This window comes from Serratia sp. 22264, from assembly GCF_052045345.1.
Lineage (GTDB): Bacteria > Pseudomonadota > Gammaproteobacteria > Enterobacterales > Enterobacteriaceae > Serratia > Serratia plymuthica.
In genome coordinates this window covers 889,373-903,829 of the sequence record NZ_JBQEOY010000001.1, presented here as the reverse complement: position 1 = coordinate 903,829, position 14,457 = coordinate 889,373, and the positions used below count along the sequence as shown (strand labels likewise).

Genomic DNA, 14,457 nt, shown 5'->3' with positions numbered 1-14,457 from the left:
GTGCGGTTTTTGAGGTAACAGGATGGGAAATAACGAAAAATGAGAGATACGTCGCGATGTTGCCGCGTCGATAAAGAAAAACCGGCCGCTGCGAGCGACCGGTTTTAGTGAGAAATAAAGCTTACTGCGACATGGCCTGATAGGCCGTCGTGACCTTCCATAAATAGCGCGGCGCTTGCGGGGCCGGGTGCTTTTTCTGGATGTGCTGGTAAAACTCATCCGGGCTCATCTGATTAATGCGGTTTACCGCCACGCGCTTGTCCGATGAGAACGTGCGCAACATGGCGCCGGCCCCATTGACATAAGAAACGATGGTGGCGTAACGCAAGGTCTGTGGGTTGTTGATCCCGGCTAGCTGCTGGCTTTGAAGAATATTGATATAGGCCGTTCCCAGATCAATATTAACCGCCGGATCCTTCAACTCACGCGAGCTGGGCTGCCCGCTTCTGCCTTTCAAACGATAGGCGTCACGCCCGGCGGTTGACGGTTTCAGCTGCATTAATCCCACGGCGTTCGAGGTGCTGACCACGTTCGGGTTAAACCCGGACTCCACCTGAATGATCGCTTTAATCAGCGTTTCGTCAACGCCATAACTGCTGGCGGCCTGACGAATGTAATCGTTATAGGCTATCGGCGTCCCTGTACGGTTAACCGGAGCCTGCGGGGGAGTCTTTAACCAACCGCCGCGCGATGTGCCACTGCCCGAAATAGTACTTGTCGTTTGCGGGTCTTTGGCGCACCCCGACAAAAGCAAGATTGCCGTCAGGCAACCGATTTTTGTTTTCACAGAATCCCTCACTCCTTTCAATGGGTTGCGTAGCATATACAACTTGTAAGGACGCCTGCATAATTTTTTTGGTCTAATCTCAAGCTATTCATATACCAAGAGGTGATTTATGAGTCAATCTGCGACGACGTGTTTTGTGGTGACTTTCCGCTATCAGGAAGAAGGATTGGCTGATTTGGCCAAGCTTACCGGACAATTAACCCGCGATGGATTTGTCACTTCGGTGACAGACGAACAGGGCATTCCGCATCCGTTGAGCAGCAACAGTTTTGCGTTTATAACCCCACTGGATCAACAGGATGTACAACAGTTGGCGCAAAAGCTCGGGGAGGTTGCCCTGGGGAAAACGCCGGAGGTCGACATAGCCCGCTATGAGGAGTACGTTAAGCGGTTACATACTGATACATAAAATGCTATAACTCACCTGACGGTATTATTTTTGCAATGGATTAGTAACCTGCCGTCAGCCTGAAGGTGACGCTTGACTTTGCCATAAATGATATTGATAATCATTTTCATTTGAGCCAGGAGATGTCACCATGCTTTTGAAACAACGCGCTTTTCCCCGCCTGCCACTCATTCAGGCTGCGGCGTTTTACCGCCCTTTTGCTCTACTGTGTCTGCTGCTCGTCGCGGGCCTCGCCGGCAATCCCGCTTTAGCGGAAAAGAAACTGCGCGTGGTGACGACCTTCACCATCATTCAGGACATCGCTCAAAACGTGGCCGGCGACGCCGCGGTGGTTGAATCTATTACCAAGCCGGGAGCGGAGATCCACGATTATCAACCAACGCCACGCGATATCGTTAAAGCGCAGCACGCCGATTTGATCCTGTGGAACGGCATGAACCTCGAACGTTGGTTCCAACGCTTCTTCGAAAACATCAAACAGGTTCCCGCCGCCGTGGTGACCGAAGGCATCACCCCGCTGCCAATCCGCGAAGGGCCGTATAACGGCAACCCGAATCCGCATGCCTGGATGTCTGCCAGCAATGCGCTTATCTATATAGAAAATATCCGTAAAGCCCTGGTGCAGCACGACCCGGCCAACGCAGAAACCTATAACCGCAACGCCAAAGCCTATGCCGCCAAAATCAGCGCGCTGGATGCCCCGCTGCGCGAGCGCCTGTCGCGTATTCCCGCAGCCCAACGTTGGTTGGTTACCAGCGAAGGCGCATTCAGCTATCTGGCGAAAGACTATCAGTTGAAAGAAGTCTATCTGTGGCCAATTAACGCCGACGAGCAAGGTTCGCCGCAGCAAGTTCGCCGGGTCATCGACGCCGTTCGCGCCAACCGCATTCCTGTGGTCTTCAGCGAAAGCACCATCTCCGACAAGCCGGCCAGGCAGGTAGCGAAAGAAACCGGGGCGAAGTACGGCGGCGTGCTGTATGTCGATTCGTTGTCCACCCAGGGCGGCCCGGTACCGACGTATATAGACCTGCTGAACGTCACCGTACAAACCATCGCCAAAGGATTTGATCAATGACCACCGAGGTTTTTGTCCGCCCTGAGCTGATCGTGGATGACGTTACCGTTACCTACAACAACGGCCATACCGCGATCCACAACGCCAGTTTTAACCTGAGCGGCGGCGCCATTTGCGCGTTGGTCGGCGTCAACGGCAGCGGCAAGTCGACGCTGTTCAAAAGCATCATGGGGCTGGTCAAACCCACCACCGGCCGTGTGCAGTTGAACGACAAACCGGTGGCGCAAGCGCTGAAAAAAAATATTATTGCCTACGTCCCGCAAACCGAAGACGTCGACTGGAACTTCCCGGTGCTGGTAGAAGACGTTGTGATGATGGGCCGCTACGGCAAGATGAATTTTCTGCGCATTCCCTCCCGGGAAGACCGACTGCGCGTCGACAAAGCACTGGAGCGCGTTGGCCTGAGCGAACTGCGTACTCGCCAGATCGGCGAACTTTCCGGCGGGCAGAAAAAACGGGTGTTCCTGGCGCGGGCGCTGGCGCAACAAGGTTCCGTGCTGCTGTTGGATGAGCCCTTCACCGGCGTGGACGTCAAAACCGAGAACGCAATTATCGATCTGCTGCGCGCGTTGCGTGACGAGGGTCACCTGATCCTGGTTTCCACCCATAACCTGGGCAGCGTGCCGGAATTCTGCGACCGGGTGATCCTGATTAACCGCACTGTGCTGGCTGCCGGCCCAACCGAAACCACCTTTACCCAAAGCAATCTGGAACAGGCGTTCGGCGGCGTGTTGCGCCATATCAACCTGTCCGGCCCGGATCTGCACGACGATAACGATCCGCGCACCGTGACGGTATTGACCGATGACGAACGCCCGGCGGTGTTCTACGGCCATACCAAGAGCGACCCTCCGGCGCAAAGCCAGCCAAAGGAGAAGCAACTCTGATGCTGGACATTTTGCTGCAACCCTTCCATTACAACTACATGGTCAAAGCGATCTGGGTCAGCGCCATCGTCGGCGCCGCCTGCGCGTTCCTGTCGGCCTACCTGATGCTGAAAGGCTGGTCGCTGATGGGCGATGCGCTGTCGCACTCGGTGGTGCCTGGCGTCGCCGGGGCCTATGCCCTTGGTCTGCCGTACGCCGCCGGGGCCTTCTTCACCGGCATGCTGGCCGCGCTGGCCATGACGCTGGTACGCCACGTCACCCGCCTGCGCGAAGACGCCATCATCGGCTTTATTTTTTCGACCTTCTTCGCCGTTGGGCTGCTGATCATTTCACTCAATCCTACGTCGATTAACGTGCAGTCGATTATCTTCGGCAATATTCTCGGCATCGCCGACGAAGACGTGCTGCAGGTCGAGATTATCATCGGCGTTTCACTGCTGATTCTGTGCCTGGTGTGGAAAGACCTGCTGGCGGTGTTCTTTGACGAAAGCCACGCGGTGTCGATTGGTCTGTCGCCGCTGCGGATGAAAATCCTGTTCTTCACCCTGCTCAGCGCCTGCACCGTCGCGGCGCTACAAACCGTCGGGGCGATTTTGGTGATCGCCATGGTGATTACGCCAGGCGCCACCGCCTATCTGCTGACCGACCGCTTTAGCCGTTTGGTGATCATCGCCATCGTCATCGGCGCACTGACCAGCGGTGTCGGTGCCTACCTGAGCTTCTTCCTTGACGGCGCTACCGGCGGCGTGATCGTGACCCTGCAGACGCTGGTGTTCCTGGCGGCGTTTTTCTTCGCCCCCAAACACGGCCTGCTGGCGTCCCGGCGCCGCGTCGCCCGTGAACAGACCGGAGGCCACTGATGGAAACCCTGTATCAACTGCTCAGTGAACCCTTCGCCTACCCGTTTATGCAGCGGGCGATCCTGGCCGCTATCGTGACCGGCGTGGTGTGTGCGGTGCTGTCGTGCTATCTGGTGCTCAAAGGCTGGTCGCTGATGGGCGATGCTATCTCGCACGCTGTTCTGCCCGGCATTGTCGTGGCGTTCGTACTTGGCATCCCGGTGGTTATCGGCGCGTTTTTCTCCGGCATTTTCTGTGCGGTAGCCACCGGCTACCTGAAAGAGAACAGCCGGGTGAAAGAGGATACGGTGATGGGCATCGTTTTCTCCGGCATGTTCGCCTTCGGGCTGGTGCTGTTTTCCCGCGTCGATACCGATCAGCATCTGAGCCACATCCTGTTCGGCAATATGCTGGGGATTACCGACGCCGAGCTGAAACAAACGCTGCTGATTGCCGGCATTACGCTGGTGGTGGTATTGCTCAAGCGCAAAGATCTGATGCTCTACTGTTTCGACCCGAACCATGCGAGGGTCATAGGTCTGCCGGTAAAACTGCTGCATTATGGGCTGCTGTGCCTGCTGGCGCTGACGATTGTCGCTTCTCTGCAGGCAGTCGGGGTGATACTGGTGATTGCGATGCTGATAGCCCCGGGCATCATTGCCTTTATGCTGTGCCGCAGTTTCGATCGCATGCTGGTCATCGCGACGCTGGTGTCGGTATTCTCCTGCGTGCTCGGTACCCTGATCAGCTTTCACATCGACGGCGCGACCGGCCCCTGTATTGTGATCGTTCAGGCGATTGCGTTTATTATCGCCCTGCTCTACAGCAAACTCAGGCCGTTACAACGTCACGAAGAGGCGTTGCGCAACGAGAAACCTTAACGCTTGCGGCGGTGAGCCCCCTCATCGCCGCTTATCCTTACCGCTGCCGGTAGATATCTGGCCGAACGATATGCCAGACATAGTCCTGACGATTCAACGCTTCATATCCCACTTTTTGATACAGCCATGGCGCGGTGCCGGTCACCAGCATAACGCGCCGCAACCGCTGCAGCAGTGGATGTTCCAGCGTGCAGTCCATCAGCCAGCGGGCCAGCCCACGCCCCTGATAATCCAGTGCGACAAACACATCGCACAGATAACCGAAGGTGGCGTAATCCGTCACCAGACGCGCAAAACCTATCTGTTGCCGGTGATGATAGAGGCCAAAACACAGGCTGTTGTCGATGGAAAGTTGCACAGTCTCCTGCGAAATGCCTGACGCCCAACTCGAGGTGGTCAAAAATGCGTGAGTGAACGCCAAATTTAATTCACTTTTATCCGTATCTATCAGGTATTCGTCGCGACGCCACTGCCGGTTCTGCTCCATAACTCCCTCATCTTATTGATTATAAAAATCATTCTATACGTATCCTGTTGCCGCCAACCTGATAAACATCGCTCCGGTGCCACGAAGTTGCAATAGGCCGCGTGCTTAAATGAATCAATAGCGTATATACTTTGAGCAAACGCGACTGGCGAAAAAATCGCCTGCCGTCGGTGCCAGCTGTGCGCCAGGTCGTGTTTTCGGAACGGTAAAGAGGCTAACCTAATGAATTCGCAGGCAACACAGAGGGGGTGTACCATGTGGCAAGCCGTTAGCCGTCTGTTAAGTGAACATCTTGGCAGCGCAGAAATCCGCGAAAGGACTGAACTGCCCGGGGGAGAGATCCACCCGGCGTGGCGCGTGAGTTACGGTGACAACGAGGTATTTGTCAAATGTGATGCCCGCGAAATGCTACCGATCTTTACCGCCGAAGCCGATCAACTGGCCCTGCTGGCACGCAGTAAAACCGTGCGGGTGCCGCAGGTTTATGGCGTCGGCAGCGATCGTGACTACAGCTTCCTGCTGCTGGAATACCAGCCGCTGAAACCCTTCGATGCCCACGGCGCTCATTGCCTCGGCCAACAGCTGGCTCATCTGCATAAATGGAGTGAACAGCCGCAGTTCGGCCTCGACTTCGATAACGATTTGACCACCACTCCGCAACCCAATGCCTGGCAGCGCCGCTGGTCGGAATTCTTTGCCGAGCAACGCATCGGCTGGCAGCTGCAATTGGCGGCGGAGAAAGGCATGACCTTTGGTGATATTGATGAAATTATCGACGTAGTGTATCTACGCCTGCAACACCATCAGCCGCAACCTTCACTGTTGCACGGCAACCTCTGGCCGGGAAACTGCGGCATGACCGCCGACGGTCCGATCCTGTTCGATCCTGCCAGCTACTGGGGCGATCGCGAGTGCGATCTGGCGATGCTGCCGTTGCACCCTGAGCTACCGCCGCAGATTTATGACGGGTATCAGAGTGTCTGGCCGTTGGAACATGGTTTTATTGAACGCCAGCCGCTGTATCAGCTGTATTACCTGCTTAACCACAGCAATCTGTTCGGCGGCCAACATCTGGTCAAGGCGCAGCGTGCAGTAGACGCGTTGCTGCACCCTCAAGCGCGATAGTATCAAGGCGCTGAATCCAGCGCCTTGGCCTCGTCCAGTCTTAAGCGGCGCCGGCCAGTTGGCCGAGTAACTTGATGACGAACCAGGCAATGACCGCGATCACTACCGGCAGAATGTACAACGGGAAGTACTGCAGAAAAATGGTGTGGCGTGGCAGCGTAATGCGTTCTTCCAGTTGCACACGCGTATGCCCTTCACTGCCCTTGGCCTGCTCGAGGATCATCTGGTCCTCCAGGCCTTCACGGATAAACTTCACCTGGCGCGACATGCGTGCGCCCGAGGCTTGCAACGCCAGCCCGACAAAAATCAAAAAATAGATAACGATAAACATCAGATTGGCGCCGCTGAACAGGCTTTTCGCTACGTCCGGCACCGGCGAGTTATACCAGAAGATATTCAGGAACGGCGTATTGAAGCGCACCATATCCACCATGACGTGGACAAAATCCAGCATCACCGCATTAATGCCCTTGGTCTTCTCACTGTGCTGATAGAAAAACAGCAGCAGCGAGATCAGCGTTGACAGCAACGCGGGGATGAAAACTACCCAACCAAGAATACGTTTCACAATGGCGATGCGCCCAGCCTGTTGATACGTCATGTGTTCCCCTTGTAAGCGACGTAACCGTAATTGGCTAAGTCTACCTGTAGTTACTGAAACTCGCCCACCGTTTTCTTTAGCCTTGCTGTGCTACAAGCGTAGCCGGGATTATCCGTTTTCAACAACTTAACGGTGACAACGCATTCTCGTTAAATGGCTATATAGTTAATTCAATCCGTTCTGAAAGGGGGCGCCATGGTTCGCCTTATCATCTTGTTATTGGGTCCACAGGCGCTGCGCGGCCAGCGGCGTGCGCTGCTGCTGTTTGGCTGGGCATGGATCGCCGTCGGTTTGCTGATGTTAGTTGACGTGCTAGAAGATGGCCGCTCGGTGTTGGCGCTGGACGCACTGGCGGTGGTACTGGCACTCGAGGGGCTGGTGGCGATCTCCGCCGCACTGGTGATTGGCTCCACCGCCAGCCGACCGGTATTGCTAAAGGGGCTGGGGTTTCTGGTGATGGCTTTTTTGGTGCTGGACGTCCCCGCAGACGACAATATTGTCGCCACGCTGGTGTTCGGCAGCGCGTTGCTGCTGGACGGTTCAGTGCGTATCGCCTCTTCTACCCTGATCCAGCACAGCCGCTGGAAACTGGTCGCGTTGGCGGGGGGGTTCGAAATCTTGCTGTCGCTATTTATTTTTACCGGCTGGCCGGTACCGCACCGCATGACGGTCCCCTTTTGCGTCGGCGTCATGCTTTTGCTGTCGGGCTGGGCGTTACTGCGCATTGCACAGCGGCTGGAGAGCTTCTCCCTGAACCGACAGCAACCTGCTGCTGCGCTAACGGTTCAGGCTGCCCCCTTGACGGTCTATGTCTGGACTCCGGTGGCGGCGGCGAAAGATGCGCGCCGGCGCTACATTGTTGACCGCTATATCGCCGCAGTGGATGGCGGCGGCCATATTTCCACCGGGCATGCCGCTCTGGAGCTGGCCCCGGATTTGTACATCAGCCATTATCCGCTGAATGACATCAGCCATTCAGTGCAGGATTTCCGTCAGTTACTGCACTCCGGCGAACAAAACAACGTCGAGGGTCGCTTTCTGCCCGGCTTGCAGCAAGAGGTAGCGGCCTGGTGCCCACCCGACAAGAAAATCCAGTTCCGCCGTTATAACCCAGCTGCCTTGCACGCATTCTGGCAAGGGTATCGTCAGGACACAACCTACAACCTGACGCGCCGTAACTGTTCCACCACGGTGATCCTGGCGCTGGACAGTGCGCTGGAAGGCGTATTGGGCGACAAACCTCTGTGGCGGCGTTTTCTGTTTTTGATCCTCGACCCCAACCTGTGGATGCTGGCGGTGTTGCGTAGCCGCGGAGAGACCATGACCTGGACGCCGGGGTTGGTGCTGGACTATGCCCGCATGCTGCAGCAAGTTACCGAGCGGCAGCACCAGCGCTGGTGGTCAAAACTGCGCGATCTGTGGCGTATCCTGCGTTTCGGCAAGGCGCCCGGAGCGAATGCGGCGCAATCCGGCAAGCAAAAATTTTAGTCTGGTTCCCGGCGATGCTAAAGTGGTGGCACATTCACCGACGCGGCAGGAGCTCATCGCTAATGGCCTATTCGCAACGCATTGAAACCGCTATTTTTGATATGGACGGTTTGTTGATCGACTCAGAACCGCTGTGGCTACAGGCGGAACTGGATATCTTTGGCGCGCTGGGGCTGGATCTGTCTGACCGCCATAAACTGCCGGACACCCTCGGGCTACGCATCGATCTGGTGGTGAAAATGTGGTTTCAGGCCATGCCGTGGCAAGGCGTTTCGCTGGAGGAGGTCTCCGCGCGGATTATTGAACGCGCCATTGAGCTGGTGCATGAAAAACGGCCGTTGCTGCCGGGCGTGCAACAGGCGTTGGAACTGTGCCGCAGTCTGGATCTGAAGATTGGCCTGGCCTCCGCATCGCCGCTGCACATGCAACAACAGGTGTTGAAGATGTTCGATCTGGCGGGGTATTTCGATCAACTGGTGTCCGCCGAATATCTGCCTTACAGCAAACCGCACCCGGAGGTTTACCTTATCGCCGCCGAACGTCTCGGCAGCGATCCGTTGCGCTGCATCACGCTGGAAGACTCGTTCAACGGCATGATTGCCACCAAGGCCGCGAGAATGCGTTCAATCGTCATCCCGGCGCAAGAGTATCGCCACGACACGCGCTGGGCACTGGCGGACCATAAACTCGATACCCTCGAACAGCTCACTCCCGGCCATCTGGCGTAATCTTTCGCGGCGGCGTTATCCCGCTGCCGCCCTGCCTCTCTCTTTTATCTCCTGGTTCCTCCTGCTAATTTTCAAAACCATGCCTTAGGCCTGAAAATAAATAAAACATTATTTCATTTTTATTGAATTAACATGCCGGAATATCTATGCTGGGACATCAAGAAAGCGCCGGGTAGCCGGTAAGCGCTGTCACTGCCACGCAGCGCAACTCTGCCGCTCGGCGCTTTCTCCCGCATGCCTGCAGTCGAGATGTATTTGTGGGAGGTAGTCAACGCATTCCTTACGATCATCCGCGGCATCCACAACGGTCAATGCTTAACCTTTTACGTAACAACTCGTTGTAAAACCGGACAAAACAAACAATTAGTTACAGGGTAACCGCTTCCGCAACTGTTAATTTTCCCATATACTGGATAAATTAACAGTTTATCAGCCGGAACAACAACAGCATGACCGCGGAAGGACATCTTATTTTCTCTGTCGCTTGCGCGATTTTCGCCAAGAAGGCCGAGGTGACACCGGAGCTGGCCACCGGCGACTGGTGGCACATTATCCCTGCCGCACTGCTAACCTCACTGCTGCCCGATATCGATCACCCCAAATCGGTCCTGGGCCAACGCCTGCGCTGGATTGCCATTCCCATCTCCCGAGCCTTCGGGCACCGCGGTTTCACCCACAGCCTGCTGGCGATCGCCGGCGGTATGGCGCTGTTCCAGTTAGATGTGCCGCGCAGTTGGCCTATCCCGCCCGACGTGCTGCATGCGATGATTATTGGCTATTTCAGCCACCTGTTGGCCGATATGCTCACCCCTGCCGGCGTACCCTTGCTCTGGCCCTGCCGCTGGCGCTTTCGCCTGCCGGTGCTAAATTCCCAGAAAGGCAACCAGTTGGAGCGAGCCCTTTGCCTCTGCCTGGTGGCCTTCGCTATCTATTGGCAAGGAGGGTGCACCATTCCTGTGCAGTCCTATTTTGAGCAAATCAAAAATATCCGACTGTGATCACAAAAAATCGGCCACTAACCATTCATAAAGTATATTAATTAAACAAATCCATATTCAAAGTTATATCAAATTCCATTTGGATATAAGTGAGCCGTTGCGCAAACTGTTACGATATTTGATTCGCTACACCTTGGTGCGTAGCCGTTTTTATATAAGAAAAATGATTGGAGACATTGGGGATGAATTTTCCGCTGGTAATTAACGTGGTGGTTTTTGTCGCCCTCCTTTTGCTGTTGGCACAAACCCGCCATAAGCAATGGAGCCTGGCGAAAAAAGTACTGGTCGGCCTGGTGATGGGCGTAGTGTTCGGCCTGGGTCTGCAACTGGTATACGGCTCGGAAAACCCGGTACTGAAAGAATCCATCAGTTGGTTCAACATTGTCGGTAACGGCTATGTGCAGTTGCTGCAAATGATCGTAATGCCGCTGGTATTTGCCTCAATCCTGAGCGCGGTAGCCAAGCTGCACAATGCCTCTTCACTGGGCAAGATCAGTTTTCTGACCATCGGCACCCTGCTGTTCACCACGCTTATCGCCGCGCTGGTGGGTGTGCTGGTGACCAACCTGTTTGGCCTGACCGCAGAAGGCCTGGTCCAGGGTACGCAGGAAAGCGCGCGCATGGCGGCTATCCAGAGCAACTACGTCGGTAAAGTGGCGGACCTGACCGTACCGCAACTGGTGCTGTCGTTCGTGCCGAAAAACCCGTTCGCCGATCTGACCGGTGCCAGCCCAACCTCGATCATCAGCGTAGTGATCTTCGCCGCCTTCCTGGGTGTGGCTTCGCTACAGTTGCTGAAAGACGATAAAGAGAAAGGCCAGCGCGTGCTGGTGGCTATCGACACCCTGCAATCCTGGGTGATGAAGCTGGTGCGCCTGGTGATGAAACTGACTCCGTACGGCGTACTGGCGTTAATGACCAAAGTGGTGGCCGGTTCCAACATCCACGACATCGTCAAACTCGGCAGCTTCGTGGTGGCATCTTACCTCGGTCTGGCAATCATGTTTGGGGTACACGCCCTGCTGCTGGCCTTCACCGGCGTTAACCCGGCGAAATTCTTCCGCAAGGTCTGGCCGGTCATCACCTTCGCCTTCACCAGCCGCTCCAGCGCCGCCAGCATTCCGCTGAATGTTGAAGCGCAGACTCGCCGCCTGGGCGTGCCGGAATCCATCGCCAGCTTCTCCGCTTCGTTCGGCGCTACCATCGGCCAGAACGGGTGTGCAGGCCTGTATCCGGCGATGTTGGCGGTTATGGTTGCCCCAACCGTTGGCATCAACCCGCTTGATCCGGTGTGGATCGCCACGTTGGTGGGTATCGTCACCATCAGCTCTGCCGGCGTTGCCGGTGTGGGTGGCGGTGCCACCTTCGCTGCGCTGATTGTACTGCCTGCGCTGGGCCTGCCGGTCACGCTGGTTGCCCTGCTGATTTCGGTCGAACCCTTGATCGACATGGGGCGTACCGCACTGAACGTCAGCGGCTCAATGACTGCCGGCACCATCACCAGCCAGTTGATGAAGCAGACGGACAAAAACATCATGGACAGCGAAGACGAAGTGGAACTGGCTCACCAGTAAATGTCGTCCGCAATAAAAAACCGGAGCTGCGCGATGCTCCGGTTTTTTTATGTCTGCGATAGCGGTTCATTTAAAGGATAAAGGCGCGCCCGTGAACGGCACACCTTTAGGCATCAACCACCGGCAGGATCAAAAGGGATAATCGTGGTAGCCCATTTGATCGGAAATGTTACGTGCGGCAGCATGCAGGCGTTTAACGTAATCCGCCTTGGCCTTCTCGGAGAAACGGATAGTGGGGAACGAAATGCTAAGCCCGGCGATCACCACGCCAAAGCGATCGAATACCGGCACCGCAATGCAGCGCAGCCCTTCTTCCTGCTCTTCAATGTCTTCGCCCACCCCGTGCTCGCGTACCTGCTCCAATAGCGACAGCAGCGCAGCGGGGCTGGTGAGGGTGTGCGGGGTACTGCGGGTAAGCTCAATCTGCGACAGGATTTTTTCCACCTCCGCACGCTCGCGCCAGGCCAGCAGCACTTTACCGATGGCGGTGCTGTGCAGCGGATTACGGCGACCGATGCGCGAATACATCTGCAGGTTGTACATCGAGTCGATTTTATGGATGTAGACAATGCTGTCTTCATCCAGCGCCCCGAGGTGAATGGTTTCACGGGTGTGATTCGACAACTCGCGCATCTGAATATCGGCGCTGCGGATCAGATCGACGTTCTGCAGCGACTTGGCACCGAGTTCAAACAGCTTGAGAGTAAGCGCATATTTTTCCGATTCTCCTTCCTGCGACACATAGCCCAGCGACTTCATGGTCTGCAGAAAACGATAGACGGTGCTTTTGGACATCATCACCCGTTGAGAAAGCTCAGTAATGCCGATCTCGCGCTCATCGCCCAGCGCTTGCAAGATACCAAACACTTTCAGCACTGATGAAACAGAATCCGGTTGTTTATCTAAATCTGCGTTAGCCATACTAAATGCCCTACTCAGCTTTTCTGTTTTAAGAAATTTGAACACGGGTTTCAGTATACGCGCAAGCCCTGACGCCCTGCAATGAAACCAAGAAAAAATGCTTGAAGATGAATGTATTAGGCCATAACTCTCATCGGTTATTACAATTGAGCTGGCCACTGAAGGTGCAATTACCGTCGAATATGATTAGCATGTTAATACTCCCCCGTATTAATACCTTCGAGATCAACATGCGTTCTTGTACTGACGGCCTCCCCGTCCCACAACGCTATGGGGCCATCCTCGCCATCGCCCTGGGCATTACCGTTTCCGTGCTTGACGGTGCGATCGCCAATGTGGCGCTGCCTACCATCGCCCGCGATCTGAACGCCAGCCCGGCCAGTTCGGTCTGGGTGGTTAACGCCTATCAGTTGGCCATCACCATTTCACTGCTGTCGCTGGCCTCGCTCGGTGACCTGATTGGTTATCGCCGTATCTATCAAGCCGGCTTGTTGGTCTTCAGCATTACCTCGCTGTTTTGCGCGCTGTCCGATTCGCTGGTGACATTGACCATAGCCCGTGTGCTGCAGGGGTTTGGCGCCGCCGCCATCATGAGCGTCAACACCGCGCTTATCCGCATTATCTATCCTCAGCGCTTTCTCGGGCGCGGCATGGGCATCAACTCACTGATTGTCGCTTTTTCCTCGGCGGCGGGCCCCACGGTAGCGGCGGCGATACTGTCCGTGGCATCCTGGCAATGGCTGTTCGCCATTAATCTGCCGATTGGCATTGTGGCGCTGGCGCTGGGGATGAAATACCTGCCCGCCAACAGCCAGAAAAGCAGCAATCAGCGTTTTGACCCGACCAGCGCCGTGATGAACGCCCTGACCTTCGGGCTGCTGATCACTGCCATCAGCGGCTTTGCCCAGGGTCAGAGCCTGACGCTGATATTCAGCGAAATCGCCGTACTGATGGTGATCGGCTTCTTCTTCGTCCGCCGCCAACTGCGGCAAGAGTTTCCGCTGCTGCCGGTCGACCTGCTGCGCATCCCGATTTTCGCCCTGTCGATGGGCACCTCGATCTGTTCCTTCGCTGCGCAAATGCTGGCGATGGTTTCACTGCCGTTCTTTCTGCAAAGTACGTTGGGCCGCGATGAGGTGGCTACCGGGCTGTTGCTGACACCCTGGCCGCTGGCGATTATCGTTATGGCGCCGATCGCCGGGCGGCTGGTGGAGCGCGTTCACGCCGGGCTGTTGGGCTGTATCGGGTTGGGAGTGTTTGCGCTAGGGCTGTTCCTGCTGGCGATGCTGCCGCATAACCCGTCGGACCTGGATATCATCTGGCGTATGGTGCTGTGCGGTGCCGGATTCGGGCTGTTCCAGTCACCCAATAACCACACCATTATTTCTGCCGCACCCCGTAACCGCAGCGGCGGCGCCAGCGGCATGCTCGGCACCGCCCGCCTGTTGGGACAAACCTCCGGTGCCGCGCTGGTGGCGCTGATGTTCAATCTGTTTCCCACCTCCGGTACGCACGCCTCGCTGATCCTCGCCGGCAGCTTCGCCACGCTAGCGGCAGCGGTCAGCAGCTTGCGAATCACCCAACCGCGCGCGGAGCCGGTGGAACACAGCCCGCAAGCCAAATAGCAGACATAAAAAACCCCGGCAAGCCGGGGTTT

At 56.1% G+C, this 14,457-nt stretch carries 15 protein-coding genes; 11 read left to right on the top strand and 4 right to left on the bottom strand.

The window, feature by feature from the left end:
- Window positions 1-121 precede the first annotated feature (121 nt).
- Window positions 122-787, bottom strand: coding sequence for a transglycosylase SLT domain-containing protein (locus ACTJJ1_RS04430; protein WP_004943568.1), 666 nt, complete (start codon window positions 785-787; stop codon window positions 122-124).
- A gap of 109 nt (window positions 788-896) precedes the next feature.
- On the opposite strand from ACTJJ1_RS04430, the gene ghoS reads away from it, so the two are divergent.
- The 5 genes from ghoS (at window position 897) to ACTJJ1_RS04405 (ending at window position 4,878) form a co-directional block, all read left to right on the top strand.
- Window positions 897-1,196, top strand: coding sequence for a type V toxin-antitoxin system endoribonuclease antitoxin GhoS (ghoS, locus tag ACTJJ1_RS04425; RefSeq protein ID WP_062870619.1), 300 nt, complete (start codon window positions 897-899; stop codon window positions 1,194-1,196).
- 130 nt (window positions 1,197-1,326) lie between these two features.
- Entirely contained in the window at window positions 1,327-2,271 is a 945-nt protein-coding gene (locus tag ACTJJ1_RS04420) for a metal ABC transporter substrate-binding protein (protein ID WP_325986429.1), read from the top strand.
- Window positions 2,268-3,158: a manganese/iron ABC transporter ATP-binding protein gene (locus ACTJJ1_RS04415; protein ID WP_013812621.1), complete on the top strand. Its 891-nt coding sequence runs from the start codon at window positions 2,268-2,270 to the stop codon at window positions 3,156-3,158. Before ACTJJ1_RS04420 ends, ACTJJ1_RS04415 begins: the two co-directional genes overlap by 4 nt.
- The gene (locus ACTJJ1_RS04410; RefSeq protein ID WP_006324891.1) at window positions 3,158-4,018 is read left to right on the top strand and encodes a metal ABC transporter permease; all 861 of its coding nucleotides are present in this window, start codon (window positions 3,158-3,160) and stop codon (window positions 4,016-4,018) included. The genes ACTJJ1_RS04415 and ACTJJ1_RS04410 overlap by 1 nt, the downstream gene beginning before the upstream one ends.
- Window positions 4,018-4,878, top strand: a complete 861-nt coding sequence (locus ACTJJ1_RS04405) for a metal ABC transporter permease (protein ID WP_006324890.1) — start codon at window positions 4,018-4,020, stop codon at window positions 4,876-4,878. The genes ACTJJ1_RS04410 and ACTJJ1_RS04405 overlap by 1 nt, the downstream gene beginning before the upstream one ends.
- 37 nt (window positions 4,879-4,915) lie before the next feature.
- Here ACTJJ1_RS04405 and ACTJJ1_RS04400 read toward each other — a convergent pair whose 3' ends face one another.
- Window positions 4,916-5,365, bottom strand: coding sequence for a GNAT family N-acetyltransferase (locus ACTJJ1_RS04400; RefSeq protein ID WP_325986427.1), 450 nt, complete (start codon window positions 5,363-5,365; stop codon window positions 4,916-4,918).
- Window positions 5,366-5,620: 255 nt separating this feature from the next.
- Here ACTJJ1_RS04400 and ACTJJ1_RS04395 point away from each other — a divergent pair, with 255 nt between their 5' ends.
- Complete coding sequence (locus tag ACTJJ1_RS04395) at window positions 5,621-6,490, top strand: fructosamine kinase family protein (RefSeq protein WP_004943546.1); 870 nt, start codon at window positions 5,621-5,623, stop codon at window positions 6,488-6,490.
- Between the two features lie 40 nt (window positions 6,491-6,530).
- Here the strand turns inward: ACTJJ1_RS04395 and ACTJJ1_RS04390 are convergent, their stop codons facing one another.
- Entirely contained in the window at window positions 6,531-7,091 is a 561-nt protein-coding gene (locus ACTJJ1_RS04390; protein ID WP_004943543.1) for a YniB family protein, read from the bottom strand.
- Window positions 7,092-7,286: 195 nt separating this feature from the next.
- Between ACTJJ1_RS04390 and ACTJJ1_RS04385 the strand changes: the two genes are divergently transcribed.
- From ACTJJ1_RS04385 to ACTJJ1_RS04370, 4 genes are all read left to right on the top strand, one after another.
- Window positions 7,287-8,579 (top strand): HdeD family acid-resistance protein, encoded by a 1,293-nt coding sequence (locus ACTJJ1_RS04385; RefSeq protein ID WP_440832536.1) that lies wholly within the window; start codon window positions 7,287-7,289, stop codon window positions 8,577-8,579.
- A gap of 62 nt (window positions 8,580-8,641) precedes the next feature.
- Window positions 8,642-9,307 carry a hexitol phosphatase HxpB gene (hxpB, locus tag ACTJJ1_RS04380; RefSeq protein ID WP_004943536.1) on the top strand — a complete coding sequence of 222 codons (666 nt, stop codon included), beginning with the start codon at window positions 8,642-8,644 and terminating at the stop codon, window positions 9,305-9,307.
- Window positions 9,308-9,756: 449 nt separating this feature from the next.
- Window positions 9,757-10,305 carry a metal-dependent hydrolase gene (locus tag ACTJJ1_RS04375; protein WP_004943534.1) on the top strand — a complete coding sequence of 183 codons (549 nt, stop codon included), beginning with the start codon at window positions 9,757-9,759 and terminating at the stop codon, window positions 10,303-10,305.
- Window positions 10,306-10,487: 182 nt separating this feature from the next.
- Window positions 10,488-11,879: an L-cystine transporter gene (locus tag ACTJJ1_RS04370; RefSeq protein ID WP_004943531.1), complete on the top strand. Its 1,392-nt coding sequence runs from the start codon at window positions 10,488-10,490 to the stop codon at window positions 11,877-11,879.
- 129 nt (window positions 11,880-12,008) lie between these two features.
- On the opposite strand, the gene kdgR is transcribed toward ACTJJ1_RS04370, so the two are convergent.
- Window positions 12,009-12,800, bottom strand: coding sequence for a DNA-binding transcriptional regulator KdgR (kdgR, locus tag ACTJJ1_RS04365; RefSeq protein ID WP_004943529.1), 792 nt, complete (start codon window positions 12,798-12,800; stop codon window positions 12,009-12,011).
- Between the two features lie 230 nt (window positions 12,801-13,030).
- On the opposite strand from kdgR, the gene ACTJJ1_RS04360 reads away from it, so the two are divergent.
- Window positions 13,031-14,425, top strand: a complete 1,395-nt coding sequence (locus tag ACTJJ1_RS04360; protein ID WP_041417337.1) for an MFS transporter — start codon at window positions 13,031-13,033, stop codon at window positions 14,423-14,425.
- Window positions 14,426-14,457 lie beyond the last annotated feature (32 nt).